We start from the raw sequence: 16,274 nt of genomic DNA, 5'->3' as shown, positions 1-16,274 counted from the left end.
ATGCCGGTCCCGGTCCTCCTGGTGACGGGTTTCCTCGGGGCCGGCAAGACCACGGTCGTGAACCATCTGCTCGCGCATGCGGACGGGCGGCGGATCGCCGCCGTGGTCAACGATTTCGGTGCGATCAACATCGATGCGGAGCTGATCGCGGGTGCCAGCGACGGCGTGGTAAGTCTCGCCAATGGCTGCATCTGCTGCTCGCTCGAAGGCGATCTGCTGCGCACGCTGTCCACGCTGCTGCGGCGTGATCCAAGGCCCGAATACATCGTCATCGAGACCAGCGGCGTCGCCGATCCCTCCGACATCGTGCGCAATTTGATGGATCCGGTGATCCTGCGCGAGGCGCCGCTGGAGACGGTGCTCTGCGTGATGGACGCGGGCACGCCGCCGGCCGCGCTCGACGATGCGCTGCTGCGATCGCAATTGCGCGTCGCCGATATCGTGGCGCTGAGCAAGCTCGATCTGGCGGGCGAGGGCGCCGGCGTGCGGATGCGTGAAGCCATTCGTGCCCAGCGCGTTCCCGCGGTCGTGGTCGAGGCGAAGCACGGCGAGATTCCTTCGGCCCTGCTGTTTCCCGCGACCGCCGATCGCGCGCCCGCGCGTGACCCGGGGCCGAAGCGGCCGTCGGAAGAGCGCTTCGAGACGCTGAGCTGGACGTCCGAGCAGCGGATCTCGCTGCCGCGCCTGCAGCAGGCCATCGGCAAGCTTGCGCCAAAGCTGGCGCGGGCAAAGGGTCTGTTCGAGACCATCGAGCAGCCCGGCCGCCAGATGGTGTTTCAATTCGCCGGCGGCCGCGCCACGCTGGCGCCGGGCGAAGCGCCCGCAGCAGACGTGCCACGAACGCGGATCGTCTTCATCGCCGAACTCGGCGTGCTCTCGCAGACCGAACTCGACGGGATCATGGACGCATGCGTTGCGCGTGAATAGCGTGTGTCATCGATGCGCGCTGCACGAAGTGCAGCATTGCCGCCGGATAGCCGCCGGCATCGAACCTGTGCTGGTACTACACCGACTTCACGCGAACCCAGGGCTTCTGGGACACGTGTCCGTAAGCTCGGGCAAATCCAGTCAGGTCACGGCATCAAGCAAATTGCGCGATGCCGTGGCCGACCGACCAGTTCTCCGCGGGGGCATCGAGCACGTTGACGAACACGTCTTCGGGCCGGATGCCTGGATTGTCGCCGAGCAACTCGGCGATCCGCCGGTACAGCTCCTTCTTCTGCTCGGGAGTACGCGAGGCGAACACGGTGATCTGGATCAGCACGGCATCCTCGCTGCGGTTGACGCCGTAGGCGTTGCCGCAGCGGAAGTTGGCGGGCGCAAGCTCGCTGATGGTCATGAACTCGTCCCCTTCGGGCACGTTCAGCGCCTCGCGCATGGCACGGTAGAGACCGTCGAGGATCGCCTGCCGGTAGGCGTCCGGCTTCCCGGCGCGCATCGAGATGTGAAGCAGAGGCATGAGCTGATCCCTGTGCATGCGCGCCCGGCCGGCCAGGCGCATCATCCGCGCCGGCCGCTGGCCTGTTGACGAAACGGGATATCAATCCCAATTTGTTTTTGACACGATGTCGAGAAAACACATTCTTGACGGTGTGTCAAATACTATGGGAGCAGCATTTGAGGCCGCGCGAGTTCGACCATGACGATGTCCTGCGCATCGCGTTCGACCAGTTCTGGCGCAAGGGCGTGCGTGGCACCTCGCTGTCGGACATCGCGCGCGACGCCGGGGTGCAGCGCGGCAGCCTCTACAATGCGTTCGGCAGCAAGGAAGCCCTGTTCCTGCAGGCCTATGAGCGCTACGCCGGCGACTATCTCCTCGCCCTGCAAAAAGCGCTCGGAACAGGCAGCCTGCGCAAACGGCTCACCGCGTTCCTCGACCTCACCATCACTAACTTCCGTTCCGGCTCGCCGCCGCGGGGCTGCCCGACCACGCGCGGCCTGATGGAGCTTGGCGCAGCGGAAGGCGAAGGGCTCGATGAAGACGCGCGCGAGGCTTTCGCCAGCCTCGTCTCGCGCATCACCGCGCTGGTTCAGGACACGCTGACAGCGGCCGCGAAGCGCGGCGAATTCCACGGCAATCCCGCAAGCACAGCGCTGCACATCATCACGGTGACGCGTGGCCTCGCCGTGCTCGAGCGCGCCTATGGCGACGAAACGCAGCTGCGCAAGATCGCGAGCCACACCATCGATCTCGTGCTCGACAAGAAGGGAGGCTAGGTCTCAGCAGCAGGCCAGCGCACTGACAGCCTGCGTCGTCGCGTCCTCTTTGCCCGCACCGACGAAGCGGCAGACAACGGATTTGAGGTCGCCGGGCTGCGCGCTGCGTGCCACCGCCAGCCACTGCATCAGCTCGGCCTCGTCCTTCGAGAGGCGCCGGCACGACGGCGGCATGAAGCACAGCTCGCAGGGCCGCCCGCTCCGCAGGAGTCTGACCAGCGCCGCGGCGCGCGCGACCAGCAGCGGACTGTCGGCGATGCCGGGCGCTTCGTCGGCGAAGCGATAGGCCGCCTCCCAGCAGTCGGATGCGCCGGTCGCGTAAGCAGCTCCGATGAAGCGGAGCAACGATAGCGCGACGCGGGAGAATTGATCGTAGCTTTCGACGCTCGGGCGCGCGCAAAGCGCAGTCTGAAGTGGACAGAGTCGCGGCAGGTCCGCATCCGGGACCGGCACAGAAGCGCGAGCAGCCTGCATCATGGACGATCCCGTCAATGCAATGTGGGGCTGCCCACGAACCAGCTCTTCATCGCCATGATCTGGTCCTGGTCGAAAGTGCGAACGTGCCGGTCGGGCATGACGAGACCCGCCATGCGGAAGATCGTCGCGAGCCCGCGCACCGGCGCCAGCGCCCAATCCGCCCCCACCGGCGGCAGCCAGCACTCGAACTGTTCGCGCGCGACATCGTCGCGCTCCTTCTGCGCGGCAGCAATCGCCCGCAGGATTCCGCACTCGCTCTCCGACATGCGCGGGCAGGTGGGGCAGTGCACTTCGATGGCCGTGTGCGCCGTACAGGCGAAGATCTCGATGATGGATTCCAGCGATGGCACGGCGTCGCCGACGCGAAAATGGTCATACACCTGCTGGATGTCGGCGGCGGTCGGCACGGCGCTCCCGCGCCGCGCCTTGGCGCGAAATCCCCAGATGAAGAGCCGCTCCGCCGCGCACAGCGCGGGCACGTCGAGGGCCGGCGTGGATGTCGATCGATGCATGGAGCCTCTCGTCCTTGGCTGCCGTCCTCGGCTGCGCTCGCGCCGCGGATGACGCTGACGTCTGCACGGATCGTTCGGCCAGAGGCTCCGCCAAGTCAACGCCGGGAGGCCCGATATCGAGGTCTTCTAGATCTAAACAGCCGTACCTCGGTGTGGCCGCGAATCCCTGTCCGGCGGGCTCTTACGGAACCCGAATGCTTAAAGCTTTGCTAAGGCCTTCGGGATAAGTTGGCATACCACTATTGCCCCATCATGTGAGCTTCGATGATTTTCTCCCGCATCAGTTTCAAGCTGGTCCTGATTGTCGGCATCAGCCTTCTCGGCATGATCGCACTGGCGCCGATCGCGCTCTCGACACTGCGCGCGCAGATGATCGCCGACCGCCAGGCCAAGACGCAGCACATGGTCGATGTCGGCTACGGTATCCTGGCCCACTACCAGAAGCTCGAGAGCGAAGGAAAACTCCCACGCGAGCAGGCGCAGGCCGCCGCGATGGCGCAGCTCAAGAGCCTCCGCTACGACAAGGTCGAGTATTTCTGGATCAACGACATGACCCCCAAGATGGTCATGCACCCGATCAAGCCGGAGCTCGACGGCAAGGACCTGTCGGGGATGAAGGATCCCACCGGCAATGCACTGTTCATGGGCTTCGTCGACGTCGTCAGCAAGCAGGGCGCGGGCTTCTACAGCTACCTCTGGCCGAAGCCCGGCTTTGACCAGCCGGTCGGGAAAATCTCCTATGTGAAGGGCTTCGCGCCCTGGGGCTGGATCATCGGCACCGGCATCTATCTCGACGACGTCGATGCCGTCTTCCGCCAGGACGCGATGACGTTTGGGCTGGTCTGCCTCGCGGTGCTGGTGCTGGTGCTGGCGGCGTCCTTCGTCATCGGCCGCAGCGTCACGAAGCCGCTGGCAAAAATCACCGCGCTGACCGAGCGCCTCGCCGCCGGCGACAGCGCCTTCGAGGTTCCCTACACCGATCGCAACAACGAGGTCGGCGGCCTGGCCAAGGCGCTCGCCGTGTTCAAGGACAACGCGGCAGCGGTGGGCCGGATGCACGCCGAGCAGCAGGAAGCCAAGCAGCGCGCCGACGACGAGAAGCGCAAGACCATGGCCGATCTCGCCGGCAAGTTCGAGGCGAGCGTCCAGGCCGTGGTCCGCGACGTCTTCAACGAGGCACGCGAGATGCAGCAGGCCGCGCAAGGCATGTCGGAAACCGCAAACAAGGCGACCGATCGCGCCAGCTTCGTCGCGACCGCCTGCCAGCAGGCCTCGAGCAACGTGCAGACGGTGGCCTCCGCCGCCGGCCAGCTGTCGTCCTCGATCACCGAGATCAGCCAGCGCGTCGCGCAGGCCGCTTCCGTGGCCGACAAGGCCGCTGCCGACGGCCAGCGCACCAACGACACCGTGCAGGGCCTCGCCGCCGCCGCGCACAAGATCGGCGAGGTCATCGACCTCATCAACCAGATCGCCTCGCAGACCAATCTGCTCGCGCTCAACGCCACCATCGAGGCGGCGCGCGCGGGCGAGGCCGGCAAGGGCTTTGCAGTGGTCGCGAGCGAAGTGAAGTCGCTGGCGAGCCAGACCGCGAAGGCGACCGACGAGATCGGCGCGCAGATCACCGCGATCCAGGGCGAGACCAACCAGGTCGTCGGCAACATCGAGAGTATCCGCAAGACCATCATGGAGGTCAACGAGATCTCGTCCTCGATCGCAGCCGCGGTCGAGGAGCAGGGCGCCGCGACGCAGGCGATCGCGCACAGCGTGCAGGAGGCGGCCTCCGGCACCGACCAGGTCTCGCAGAATATCTCCGGCGTCACCGACGCGACGGCGGAGACCGGCCAGGCCGCCGGCCTCGTGCTGCAATCGAGCGGGCGTCTGACGAAGAAGCTGCAATCGCTCCAGGACGAGGTCAGCACCTTCGTTGCCGGCGTGCGGGCGGCGTAACGCAAAGCGCTGTACGATTACCTTTTTCCGCGTCGCGGCATCGGCCGTGATGCGGAAAACTGTTTTCCTTGACATGAAGTCTGCCGTGCTCGACGTGTAACGATGTCGAGTGACGACACGTTGCGTGCCGTTGCGAAAAGAACAAGCAGCACGGGACGGACGCCATGACCCCAGGTCTCAACGAGCAGGACTATCTCGCCACCTTGCGGGGCCTGTGGGACAAGGCCTGGCCGAAGGGCATGCCGCGCTCGCCGAACTATCTGCACGGCGAGGTTCCCCTGACGGAATATCTGCGCGCCTGGGCGAAGCAGAGCCCGGATCGTCCCGCGGTGATCTTCTACGGGCACGTGACGACCTATGCCGAGCTCGATCGGCAGAGCGACCGCTTTGCCGCGCTGCTCGCGGCGAAGGGCGTGCGCAAGGGCGATCGTGTCGCCGTCTTCCTGCCGAACTGTCCGCAATTCCACATCGTGTTCTTCGGCATCCTGAAGCTGGGGGCCGTCCACGTTCCCGTGAGCCCGCTCTCGCGCGCGTTCGAATTGTCCTACGAGCTCAACGACACCCAGGCGGAGGTGATCGTGGCGCTGGACCAGCTCATCCCCGTCGTCGAGCAGGTGAAGGGCGAGGTGCGGCTGCGCGAGATCATCGTCACCAGCTTTGCCGATGTGGTGCCCTCCGCGCCGGCCTTCCCCACGCCTGACTCGATCCGCACCCCGCGCATCGCCGTGTCGGGTGCGACCGACCTGCTGCCGGCGCTTGCTGCGTTGTCCGCGCCGACGCCGCTGCCGCCGCCCGGCCTCGACGACGTCGCCGCGCTCAACTACACCGGCGGCACCACAGGCATGCCCAAGGGCTGCGTCCATACCCATCGCGACATGGTCTATACGGCTGCGGCGAATTACGGCATCTCGGTGCTGTCGGACGAGAGCAGTGTGTTCCTGTCGTTCTTTCCGGAGTTCTGGATCGCGGGCGAGAATTTCGGCCTGATCTTTCCGTTGTTCTCCGGCGCGACGCTGGTGCTGCTGGCGCGCTGGGACGCCGTCGGCGCGATGGCTGCGATCGACAAATACAAGGTCACGATCACCGCAATGCCGGTGGACGGCGCCGTCGAGCTGATGGACCATCCGCGCTGGAGCGAGTTCGACCTGTCGTCGCTGAAGCAGGTCCGCGTCGTCTCCTTCGTCAAGAAGCTGAATGCCGACTATCGCAGGCGCTGGAAGGACCTCACCGGCACGATCCTGATGGAGGCGGCCTGGGGCATGACCGAGACCCACACCTCCAACACATTCACGGCAGGTTTCCAGGACGACGATTTCGATCTCAACAACCAGCCGATCTTCGTCGGCCTGCCGGTCCCCGGCGCCGAGTTCAAGATCACCGATTTCGAGACCGGCGCGCTGCTGCCGCTCGGCGCAGAAGGCGAGATCCGCGTGCGCACGCCGTCGCTGCTCAAGAGCTACTGGAATAAGCCGGAGGCGACCGCGGAGTCGCTGATCGACGGCTGGTTGCGCACCGGCGATATCGGCACCATCGACAAGGACGGCTTCCTGCACTTCCTCGGCCGCCGCAAGGAAATGCTCAAGGTCAAAGGCATGAGCGTGTTTCCGCCGGAGATCGAGGCTCTGCTCGGACAGCATCCGAAGGTGCTGGGCTCGGGCGTGGTCGGGCGCGACGATCCGGACAAGGGGCAGGTGCCGGTCGCCTATATCCAGCTCAAGCCGGAGGCGGTCGGCACCATCTCCGCGGCGGATCTCCGCGCCTGGTGCGCCGAGCGCATGGCCGTCTACAAGGTCCCGGAAGTGCGTATTATCGAAGCCCTGCCGCTCACGGCGACCGGCAAGGTGAAGAAGCAGGACCTCGATCCAAATCTGCCCGCTGCCGTCTGAGTGAGAGAGACGATGTCGTTCAAGAGACTCCTGATTGCCAATCGCGGCGAGATCGCCATCCGCATCGCGCGTGCTGCGGCTGATGCCGGCATTACGACGGTCGCGATCCATCCCGCGGACGATGCACTGTCGCTGCATGTGCGTGTCGCCGACGAGGCGGTCGAAATCCCGGGACGCGGCGCACGCGCCTATCTCGACATCGACGCCGTCGTGAAAGCCGCGAAGGCGGCCGGCTGCGACGCTGTGCATCCCGGCTACGGTTTCCTCAGCGAGAACGCGGCATTCGCGAAGGCCTGCGCCGATGCGGGCATCACCTTCGTCGGGCCGAAGGCATCCGCGCTCGAATTGTTCGGCGACAAGGTCGCGGCCCGGCAGTTGGCAAAGCGTTGCGGCGTACCTGTTATCGCCGGCACCAGCGGGCCGTCGAGCCTCGAGGAGATCACGGCGTTCTTCACCTCGCTCGGCAGCAATGCGGCGATCGTGATCAAGGCGATGGCCGGCGGCGGCGGCCGCGGCATGCGCGTGGTCGAGAACGCGTCCGACCTCGCGGAATATTATGCACGCTGCCAGTCCGAGGCCAAGGCGGCGTTCGGCTTCGACGGCGTTTACGCCGAGCGGCTGATCCGCCAGGCGCGCCATATCGAGGTGCAGATCATCGGCGACAAGCACGGCGCGATCTCCCATCTCTGGGAGCGCGAATGCACCATCCAGCGCCGGCACCAGAAGCTGGTCGAGGTGGCGCCGAGCCCGTCGCTGAGCGATCCCCTGCGCGGCCGCATCATCGAAGCGGCGAAGCAGCTTGCAACGGCCGCGGCTTACGACAATCTCGGCACCTTCGAGTTCCTGGTCGACGGAACGGCGGACGACAGTTTTGCCTTCATCGAGGCCAATCCGCGGCTCCAGGTCGAGCATACCGTGACGGAAGAGGTGCTCGGCCTCGACCTCGTCCGCGCCCAGCTCGCGGTCGCCGCCGGCAGTTCGCTCGCTTCGCTCGGTCTTGCGCAAGGCGAGATCCCGAAGCCGCGCGGCTACGCCATGCAGCTTCGCGTCAACATGGAAACGCTGGACGAGACGGGTGCGACGCATCCGACCGGCGGAGTGCTCGCCGTGTTCGAGCCGCCGTCGGGGCCCGGCGTCCGCGTCGATAGCTTTGGCTATGCCGGCTACAAGACCAGCGCGGCCTTCGATTCGCTGCTGGCGAAGGTCATCGTGCACACGCCGGGCGAGGCCTGGCACGACGTCGTTGCAAAAGCCTCGCGCGCGCTGCGCGAGTTCCGCATCGACGGCGTCGTCACCAACATCGCCTTCCTGCAGGCCGTGCTGGCGCATCCCGATTTCAGGACCAACCGCATCGCGACCGATTTCATCGATCGCAATATCGCCAAGCTGGTCGAGGCGGCCGATGGCGCCGCCAAGCCGCTCTACTTCGCGGCGACGGAGCGCGGCGGCCACGATGCGGAAGCGCATGTCGCGCAGATCGTGCCCGAAGGCACGGTGATGGTCGCAGCGCCCCTGCAGGGTACCATCGTCACCATCCAGGTGAAGGAGGGCGAGATCGTGCGGCCCGGCCAGCAGCTCGCCGTGATCGAGTCCATGAAGATGGAGCATCTGGTCATGGCCGAGCAGGGCGGCCGTGTCGTGAAGCTTGCAGCCGGCGACGGGGTCACGCTGATGCATGGCGAGCCCATCATGTATCTGGAGCCGCTCGACGTTGCGGCCGATCATTCGGCGACGGAGGCCGATGTCGATCTCGACCACATCCGTCCCGACCTCGCCGAGCTGATCGCGCGTCAGGCCAACACGCTCGACGCAAACCGCCCCGCCTCGGTCGAGCGCCGCCGCAACACCAACCAGCGCACCGCGCGCGAGAATGTCGCCCAGCTCGTCGACGACGGCTCGTTCATGGAATATGGCAGCCTGGCCATCGCGGCGCAGCGGCGCCGGCGCAAGCTCGACGATCTCATCAAGAACACGCCGGCCGATGGTCTCGTGATGGGCGTCGCCACCGTCAACGCCGAGAAATTCGGCGGCGAGGCCGCGCGCTGCATCGTCGTAGCCTATGACTACACCGTGCTCGCGGGCACTCAAGGGCACATGAACCACAAGAAGATCGACCGCATGCTCACGCTGGCGGAAGACTGGCGCGTGCCGCTGGTGTTCTACGCCGAGGGCGGCGGCGGCCGGCCCGGCGACACCGACCGGCTCGGCATGACCGGCCTCGATGGTCCGTCCTTCGTGCAGTTCGCGCGGCTCTCCGGTCTCGTGCCCGTCGTGGGCGTGGTCTCCGGCTATTGCTTCGCCGGCAACGCCGCGATGCTCGGCTGCTGCGACGTCATCATCGCCACCCAGAACGCCTCGATCGGCATGGGCGGCCCGGCCATGATCGAGGGCGGCGGGCTCGGCGTCTATCACCCGGCCGAGGTCGGCCCGGTCTCGTTCCAGTCGCCGAACGGCGTCATCGACATCCTGGTCGACGACGAGGAGGAGGCGACCTCAGTCGCGCAGAAATACCTGTCCTACTTCCAGGGCGCGGTGACGGAGTGGGAAGCCGCGGACCAGCGCCTGCTCCGCCGCGCCATCCCGGAGAACCGCCTGCGCGTCTACGACATCCGCAGCGTGATCGACCTCGTCGCCGACAGGGACAGCGTGCTGGAGCTGCGCCGCGACTACGGCGTCGGCATGATCACCGCGCTGATCCGCATCGAGGGCAAGCCGTTCGGCTTGATCGCCAACAATCCGCGCCATCTCGGCGGCGCCATCGATGCCGATGCCGGCGACAAGGCCGCGCGCTTCCTGCAGCTTTGCGATGCCTTCGACCTGCCGATCGTCTCGCTCTGCGACACGCCCGGCTTCATGGTCGGCCCCGAGGCCGAGAAGACCGCGATCGTGCGCCACGTCTCGCGCATGTTCGTGACGGGTGCGAGCCTCACCGTGCCGCTGTTCGGCATCGTGCTGCGCAAGGGCTATGGCCTCGGCGCGCAGTCGATGATCGGCGGCGGCTTCCACGCCTCGTTCTTTACCGCGGCCTGGCCGACCGGCGAGTTCGGCGGCATGGGCCTGGAAGGCTATGTCCGCCTCGGCTTCCGCAAGGAGATGGAGGCGATCGCCGATCCCGAGGAGCGCGAGACCTACTATCGCAACAAGGTCGCCGAGCTCTATGCCAACGGCAAGGCGGTCTCGATCGCCTCGGTGTTCGAGATCGACAACGTGATCGACCCCGCCGAGACGCGGCGCTGGATCATGGCAGGGCTCCGCTCGGTGCCGAAGCCGCCGGCGCGGACGGAGAAGAAGCGGCCGTGCATCGACACGTGGTGAGGGCGGTGCAGCAAATCTAGCTCCTTCCGTCATTCCGGGGCGATGCGAAGCATCGAACCCGGAATCTCGAGATCCCGGGTTCGGCTCTTCGAGCCGCCCCGGGATGACAATCGAAAGAGGTGCGCCACTCGGCATTCCCTGTTCCCGATTGACATCCCCGCCCGTGCTGCCAGACTTTGCACAATAATACAGGGTGGAGACGTCCGCGATGGCCAGCCTTTCGGCCTCGAACCATGTCGCCCGTGTCTTGTCCGTCGCCAATCATGTGGCCGACGTCGATGCCTCTTCGCGGATTGCCAATTCCTGGCGCCGCTGCCTGATCGGCCACAAGCTCGATCCCGCCCGCCAGGGCCCGCCGCAGACGCTGACCGAGGCCGAGATCCGGCATGTCGCCGAGCCGATGGAGGAGACGATCAGGCTCGCGACGCCCGAGCTCGACGATCTCGCCCGCGTGCTGCGCGATGCCGGCTATTGCGTCAATCTCGCGGATGCGAACGCGACCATGCTGTTTAGCCGCCTGCCGGGCGAAGCCGATGCAAGGATGTTCCTGGACTGGAAGATCTACACCGGCTCGAACTTCGCCGAGACGTTCGAGGGCACCAACGGGCTGGGCACCGCGCTCGCCGAGCAGAAGCCGATCCTGGTGCACCGCGACGAGCATTTTCGCGCGCAATGGCACATGTTCTCCTGTGCGGTGGCACCGCTGTTCGACCAGGCCGGACGGCTCGCCGGTGCGGTCAACATCACCTCCTGCCGCGAGGATCTCGAGCGCGCCGCGCATCAGCTTGCGCTCGCGGTGACGATGGAGGCGACGCGGCGGATGGAGGGCGCGATCTTCCGCGGCCATTTCCGCAACGCCTGGATCGCGACCGTGCCCGGCGATGGCGGCAGCGGCCTCGTCGCCTATGACGACGACCGCCGCATCGTCGGCGCCTGCCGCTCTGCGCGTGCGCTGCTCGGCCTCACCGACGGCCTGATCGCCTCCGGCATCGACCTGTCGCGCTACATCAAGTTCGATCATCATGCCGCGCGCGGTGCGGACGAGATCGTCGAGCTGCGCCGCGCCGACGGCAGTCCGCTGGGACAGGGACATGTTGCCCCGCCGCTGCGTGCAAGATCGCATGCGCCGCGCCGCGATGCGCCTGCCGGCCGCTTCGAGGCCCTGCATCGGCTTGCCGGCCGCGATCCGGGCCTCGTCAGAAGCGTGAAGCGACTCATGAGCATCGGCGATCACAATCTGCCGGTGCTGCTGCATGGCGAAACCGGCGTCGGCAAGGACGTGTTCGCGCGCGCCATTCATGCGGCGAGCAATCGCGCCCGCAACAACTACGTCGCGTTGAACTGCGCGGCGATGCCGGAAAGCCTGATCGATGCCGAGCTGTTCGGTTATGAAGCCGGGGCCTTCACCGGCGCGCGGCGCGACGGCTCCAAAGGCCTGATCGTGCAGGCCGACGGCGGCACGCTGTTTCTCGACGAGATCGGCGACATGCCGATCGCGCTGCAGACGCGCCTGCTGCGCGTTCTGGAAAACCGCGAGGTCTGGCCGCTCGGCGCGCTCAAGCCGGTGCCGGTCGACATCCGCCTGATCAGCGCCACCCATCGCGACCTCGGCCGCATGGCGGAAGAGGGCGCCTTCCGCGCCGATCTCTATTTCCGCCTGCGCGGCTTGGAGGTGAAGCTGCCCGCATTGCGCGAGCGCGCGGACAGGGAGGATGTCATCCGTCAGATCGCACGCGAGGAGGCGCCCGATTGCCGCCTCTCGGACGAAGCCTGGTCGCTGCTCGCGGCCTATCCCTATCCCGGCAACATGCGGCAGCTCCGCCACGTGCTGCGGCTTGCCGGCTGCACGGCGGAGCACGGCGTCATCACCGATGCGGACCTCGATCTGCCGCCGTTCGGCGGGCGAACGACGGAGCCTGATCTCGCCGCAGCCGAGCGCGCCACGATCGTCGAGGCGCTGCGCAAGCACGGCGGCCGCGTGACGGACGCAGCGCGCGCGCTGAAGCTGAGCCGCGCGACGTTATATCGGAAGATCAAGCTGCTGAAGATCGAGACGGCGCAGTAGGCACGCGGCGACCGCTCTTCCCCTCTCCCCTTGCGGGAGAGGGTGGCTCGCCGCGTATGCGGCGAGACGGGTGAGAGGTCTCTCTCCGCTGGCTCGGAATCGTAGGGTGGGCAAAGGCGCACTTGCGCCGTGCCCACGATCTCTAACCGAATGTAGCAGATCGTGGGCACGCTTCGCTTTGCCCACCCTACGATACTGAACTCGCGGATAGAACCCCTCATCCGGCGCCATAGCCGAAGCTTTGCTTCGGCGTTCTTAAGAACGGCGGCCGGAGGCCGCCTATCCCACCTTCTCCCACAAGGGAAGAAGGGAAGCGCACCGAGCCTGCGGCCGCCCTTACGAAAAATCCGTCCAGCTCAGATGCCGGGAATCGAGGTCGCCGACTGTCACGGTCTCGCGGATCTCCTGGGGCGTATGAAAACTGCTCCGCAGATAGACCAGCGGCTTGGCGCCATCCGCATGCGATACAGCGCGGACCTCGCCGACGAAGATCGAGTGCGTTTTGGTTTCGAACTCCTGCGCCAGCACGCAGTCGAAGGCGGCGACCGCGTCGGTCAACACCGGTGCGCCGGTGACGCCTCTCGTCCACTGCCCGAACGCAAAGCGGTCGTCGCCGTTGACGCCCTTCTGGCCGCTGAAGGTCAGCGCCAGCATCGCGTGATCCTCGTGCAGGAAGTTGATCGCGAACGCGCCTTCCTCGCGGATGCGCGCATGCGCGCTGGCGTTGCGGTTGACGCAGACGATCAGCGACGGCGGCGAGTCCGACAGCGAGCAGGCCGAGGTCACCGTCAGGCCGGTGCGCGTGCCGTGCTCGGCGCCGACCGTGACCAGCGCCACGGCACCGGCGCATTGGCGCATCGCCTGCTTGAAATCCTTTGCGTCGAGAGGATTGGCGTCGACCGTCACGCGGAAATCTCCGAAATGAATGCGGGTGCGGCACGATCGCGCCGCACCCGCACCCGCGTCAAGCCGCCTTCTTCGCGGAGCCGAGATGCTTCAGGCGCGGCATCACCTCGTTCTTCAAGAGCGAGAGCGAGTGGTGCCAGGCCTCGGCCTTGTGCTTGTAGTCGAAGCCGAACACCAGCAGCACGCCGAAGCCGCCGACCTCGTCGTAGATCTTCTCGATCTTCTCGGCGACGGTCGCGGGCGAGCCGACGATCCAGTTCCGCTTGGCGCAATATTCGACCGTGACGTCGCTGTCGGGCACATCAGGGGCGTGCTTCAGATAGTCCTTGAAGCCGAAATGGCCGAGCAGGGGCAGGAAGTACTCGCTCATCATCCGGCCCATCATGTCGCCGGTCGAGAGCTTCCAGGCCTCCTCGTCGGTATCGGCGACGAACACCTCGCGCACGAGGCGCCAGTCCTGCCGGTTCGGCTTGCGCCCGGTCTTGGCGGCGCCGACCTCGACCGAATCCCAGTGGCTGGAGACGTAGGCCGGGTTGAGGTTGAGGCTCATCGGAATGAAGCCGCGCTCGCCGGCGAGCTTCAGCGTGTCCGAGTTCTTCGAGAGGCCGGCCACGCCGATCGGCGGATGCGGCGCCTGCAGCGGCTTGATGTGCGGCTTGAGGAAGTCGAACATCGTGTCCGGCTTGGTCACCGTCCAGAACTTGCCCTTGTGGGTGAAGGGCGCGGGCTCGGTCCACAGCTTCAGGATGATCTCCAGCGCCTCGCGGGTCATGTCGCGATTCTGCCCGCTCATGCCGTCGACGTTGAACATCGCCCAGTCGCTCGGCAGTCCCGAAGCCGCCACGCCGAAATTCAGCCGGCCCTCGGAGAGATGGTCGAGCATGGCGACGCGGTTGGCGAGCTCGGCCGGGTGGTGATAGGGCAGCAAGAATCCGCCCGGCCCGATGCGAAGCTTCTTGGTCTGCATCAGGGCCTGCGCGATCAGCAGATCCGGCGTGGGATTGGGTTCCCAGGGCGCGGTGTGGTGCTCGCCGACCCAGGCCTCCTGATAGCCGAGCTCGTCGAGCCAGCGCATGACCTGCAGGTCCCAGTCGTTGCCTTCCTTCAGGCCGCACTCCGGCGGGTGCGAAGGCATCGTGAAGTAGCCGATCTCCATGGGTTTCCTCTCCATAATTGACGCGTCTTGTGCGCGGTTCACGGATGTGAGTGGAGAGGCTTCAGCAAGCGGTGTGCCAGCGCGCCTCGCGCCCCTGGCTTGCGAGAAAAGGCTGGTTTGCCGGGGCAATAGCCGATATCCCGGGGCGGATTTGCTGGACGGCGTCTCATTGTCGCGAGACGGCGTCTTGCCGGTGAGACGAGGATACGATGACCGAACCCGCCTATGTCGCGGTGGACTGGGGCACCAGCAGTTTTCGCCTGTGGCTGGTTGATCGCGCCGGCAAGGTGCTGGCCGAGCGCCGCAGCGGCGAGGGCATGCTGGCTGCGGCCAAGACTGGCTTCGCAGCCGTGCTGCAAACCCATCTTGCCGCGGTCGAGGCGCCGGCTCATTTGCCGGTCCTGATCTGCGGCATGGCCGGCGCCAAGACCGGCTGGGTCGAGGCCGGCTATGTCGACACGCCGGCGCCGCTCGCCGCCATCCTCAAGCAGGCGGCGCGCGTGCCGGGCGAGGCGCGCGACATCCGCATCCTGCCGGGTATCGCGCAGCGCGATGCGGCCGCGCCTGACGTGATGCGCGGCGAGGAGACGCAGTTGCTCGGCGCGCTCGGCCTTCAGGCCGCCGGCGAGGCGATGGTCTGCATGCCCGGCACGCATTCGAAATGGGTGCGCGTGAAGGACGGCACGGTCGCGAGCTTCTCCACCTTCATGACCGGCGAGCTCTTCAGCGTGGTCTCGCGCGAGACGATCCTGTCGCTCGCGGTTGCCAATGCCGAGGACGCCGAGGACGTCTCGAGCTTCAGGGCGGCGGTGAAGGCCGCGTTCGAAGCACCGGCCTTCGCAGCCAATCTCCTGTTCGGCGCGCGGGCACGGCAATTGCTGTTCGGCGGCACGCCGGCCGCGGCACGCGAAACGCTGTCGGGCACATTGATCGGCGTCGAGCTTGCGGCGGGCCTTTCGGGCGCCGTGCCGGAAAGCGGCATCACGCTGGTTGCATCGGGGCGGCTTGCGGCGCTGTACAGGCTCGCCTTCGACACGCTGTCGGTCACGGTGCAACAGGTCGAGGCGGATGAAGCCGTCCGCCGCGGCCTGTCGATGGCGGCCGCGGCGATCTGGACGAAGTAGAAGGATTTTTGCGATGAGCGTTCCCTTTCCGCCGATGAAGCGTCCGCTGGTCGCGATCCTGCGTGGCGTCAAGCCCGAGGAGACCGAGGCGATCGTCGGCGTTCTGATCGAGGCCGGCATGACCGCGATCGAGATTCCCCTGAACTCGCCCGATCCGTTCCGTTCGATCGGGCTTGCGGCGAAGCTTGCGCCCTCAGGCGTGCTGATCGGCGCCGGGACCGTGTTGACCGCCGCAGATGTCGATCGTCTCAACGATGCCGGCGGCCGGCTGATGGTGTCGCCCAATGTCGACACCGAGGTGCTGGCGCGTGCGCATCAGCACGGCATGGTGACGCTGCCCGGCGTGTTCTCGCCGACCGAGGCGCTGCTTGCCGCGCGCTCCGGCGCGTCGGGCCTGAAGTTCTTTCCCGCGAGCGTGCTCGGCGCTTCCGGCATTGCCGCGATCAAGGCGGTGCTGCCGGCCGGCGTGATGATCGCCGCGGTCGGCGGCGTCTCCGACCAGAATTTTGCCGAGTACATCAAGGGCGGCGTCACCGCGTTCGGTCTCGGCTCCAGCCTCTACAAGCCGGGCATGACGGCGGCCGACGTCGCGGCGCGCGCGAGGGTGACGATGGTGGCCTACGATCGGGCGATTGCGAAAGACTGAGGGCGCAATAAACAAGCCGTGAT

The 16,274-nt window shown here is 66.6% G+C and carries 13 protein-coding genes; 8 read left to right on the top strand and 5 right to left on the bottom strand.

Going from position 1 to position 16,274, the window contains the following annotated elements; all coding sequences use genetic code 11:
* Complete coding sequence (locus tag JQ617_RS33520; RefSeq protein ID WP_212030107.1) at positions 1–927, top strand: CobW family GTP-binding protein; 927 nt, start codon at positions 1–3, stop codon at positions 925–927.
* A gap of 154 nt (positions 928–1,081) precedes the next feature.
* Here JQ617_RS33520 and JQ617_RS33515 read toward each other — a convergent pair whose 3' ends face one another.
* Positions 1,082–1,459 carry a tautomerase family protein gene (locus JQ617_RS33515; protein ID WP_212030106.1) on the bottom strand — a complete coding sequence of 126 codons (378 nt, stop codon included), beginning with the start codon at positions 1,457–1,459 and terminating at the stop codon, positions 1,082–1,084.
* A 158-nt stretch (positions 1,460–1,617) separates the two neighbouring features.
* Here JQ617_RS33515 and JQ617_RS33510 point away from each other — a divergent pair, with 158 nt between their 5' ends.
* A complete protein-coding gene (locus tag JQ617_RS33510; RefSeq protein WP_212030105.1) occupies positions 1,618–2,217 on the top strand; it encodes a TetR/AcrR family transcriptional regulator in 600 nt (199 codons plus the stop codon).
* A gap of 3 nt (positions 2,218–2,220) precedes the next feature.
* Here the strand turns inward: JQ617_RS33510 and JQ617_RS33505 are convergent, their stop codons facing one another.
* Positions 2,221–2,694, bottom strand: a complete 474-nt coding sequence (locus JQ617_RS33505; RefSeq protein ID WP_212030104.1) for a hypothetical protein — start codon at positions 2,692–2,694, stop codon at positions 2,221–2,223.
* Positions 2,695–2,705: 11 nt separating this feature from the next.
* Entirely contained in the window at positions 2,706–3,206 is a 501-nt protein-coding gene (locus JQ617_RS33500; RefSeq protein WP_212030103.1) for a hypothetical protein, read from the bottom strand.
* Between the two features lie 264 nt (positions 3,207–3,470).
* Between JQ617_RS33500 and JQ617_RS33495 the strand changes: the two genes are divergently transcribed.
* The 4 genes from JQ617_RS33495 to JQ617_RS33480 all read left to right on the top strand — a co-directional run bounded on the left by JQ617_RS33495 (position 3,471) and on the right by JQ617_RS33480 (position 12,419).
* The gene (locus JQ617_RS33495) at positions 3,471–5,153 is read left to right on the top strand and encodes a methyl-accepting chemotaxis protein (RefSeq protein ID WP_212030102.1); all 1,683 of its coding nucleotides are present in this window, start codon (positions 3,471–3,473) and stop codon (positions 5,151–5,153) included.
* 164 nt (positions 5,154–5,317) lie between these two features.
* Complete coding sequence (locus JQ617_RS33490; RefSeq protein ID WP_212030101.1) at positions 5,318–7,039, top strand: AMP-binding protein; 1,722 nt, start codon at positions 5,318–5,320, stop codon at positions 7,037–7,039.
* A gap of 12 nt (positions 7,040–7,051) precedes the next feature.
* Positions 7,052–10,354, top strand: coding sequence for an acetyl-CoA carboxylase family protein (locus JQ617_RS33485; RefSeq protein WP_212030100.1), 3,303 nt, complete (start codon positions 7,052–7,054; stop codon positions 10,352–10,354).
* A 208-nt stretch (positions 10,355–10,562) separates the two neighbouring features.
* Complete coding sequence (locus JQ617_RS33480; RefSeq protein ID WP_212030099.1) at positions 10,563–12,419, top strand: sigma-54-dependent Fis family transcriptional regulator; 1,857 nt, start codon at positions 10,563–10,565, stop codon at positions 12,417–12,419.
* 336 nt (positions 12,420–12,755) lie between these two features.
* On the opposite strand, the gene JQ617_RS33475 is transcribed toward JQ617_RS33480, so the two are convergent.
* Together JQ617_RS33475 and JQ617_RS33470 are read right to left on the bottom strand one after the other, a co-directional pair.
* Positions 12,756–13,325 carry a flavin reductase family protein gene (locus tag JQ617_RS33475; RefSeq protein WP_212030098.1) on the bottom strand — a complete coding sequence of 190 codons (570 nt, stop codon included), beginning with the start codon at positions 13,323–13,325 and terminating at the stop codon, positions 12,756–12,758.
* Positions 13,326–13,383: 58 nt separating this feature from the next.
* Positions 13,384–14,481: an LLM class flavin-dependent oxidoreductase gene (locus JQ617_RS33470; protein ID WP_063693942.1), complete on the bottom strand. Its 1,098-nt coding sequence runs from the start codon at positions 14,479–14,481 to the stop codon at positions 13,384–13,386.
* 209 nt (positions 14,482–14,690) lie between these two features.
* Between JQ617_RS33470 and JQ617_RS33465 the strand changes: the two genes are divergently transcribed.
* Together JQ617_RS33465 and JQ617_RS33460 are read left to right on the top strand one after the other, a co-directional pair.
* The gene (locus tag JQ617_RS33465; RefSeq protein ID WP_212030097.1) at positions 14,691–15,605 is read left to right on the top strand and encodes a 2-dehydro-3-deoxygalactonokinase; all 915 of its coding nucleotides are present in this window, start codon (positions 14,691–14,693) and stop codon (positions 15,603–15,605) included.
* A gap of 13 nt (positions 15,606–15,618) precedes the next feature.
* Positions 15,619–16,251 (top strand): 2-dehydro-3-deoxy-6-phosphogalactonate aldolase, encoded by a 633-nt coding sequence (locus JQ617_RS33460; protein ID WP_212030096.1) that lies wholly within the window; start codon positions 15,619–15,621, stop codon positions 16,249–16,251.
* Positions 16,252–16,274 lie beyond the last annotated feature (23 nt).

Source organism: Bradyrhizobium sp. KB893862 SZCCT0404 (genome assembly GCF_018130885.1).
Classification (GTDB): Bacteria; Pseudomonadota; Alphaproteobacteria; order Rhizobiales; family Xanthobacteraceae; genus Bradyrhizobium; species Bradyrhizobium stylosanthis.
This window is presented reverse-complemented; position numbering and strand designations above follow the sequence as displayed.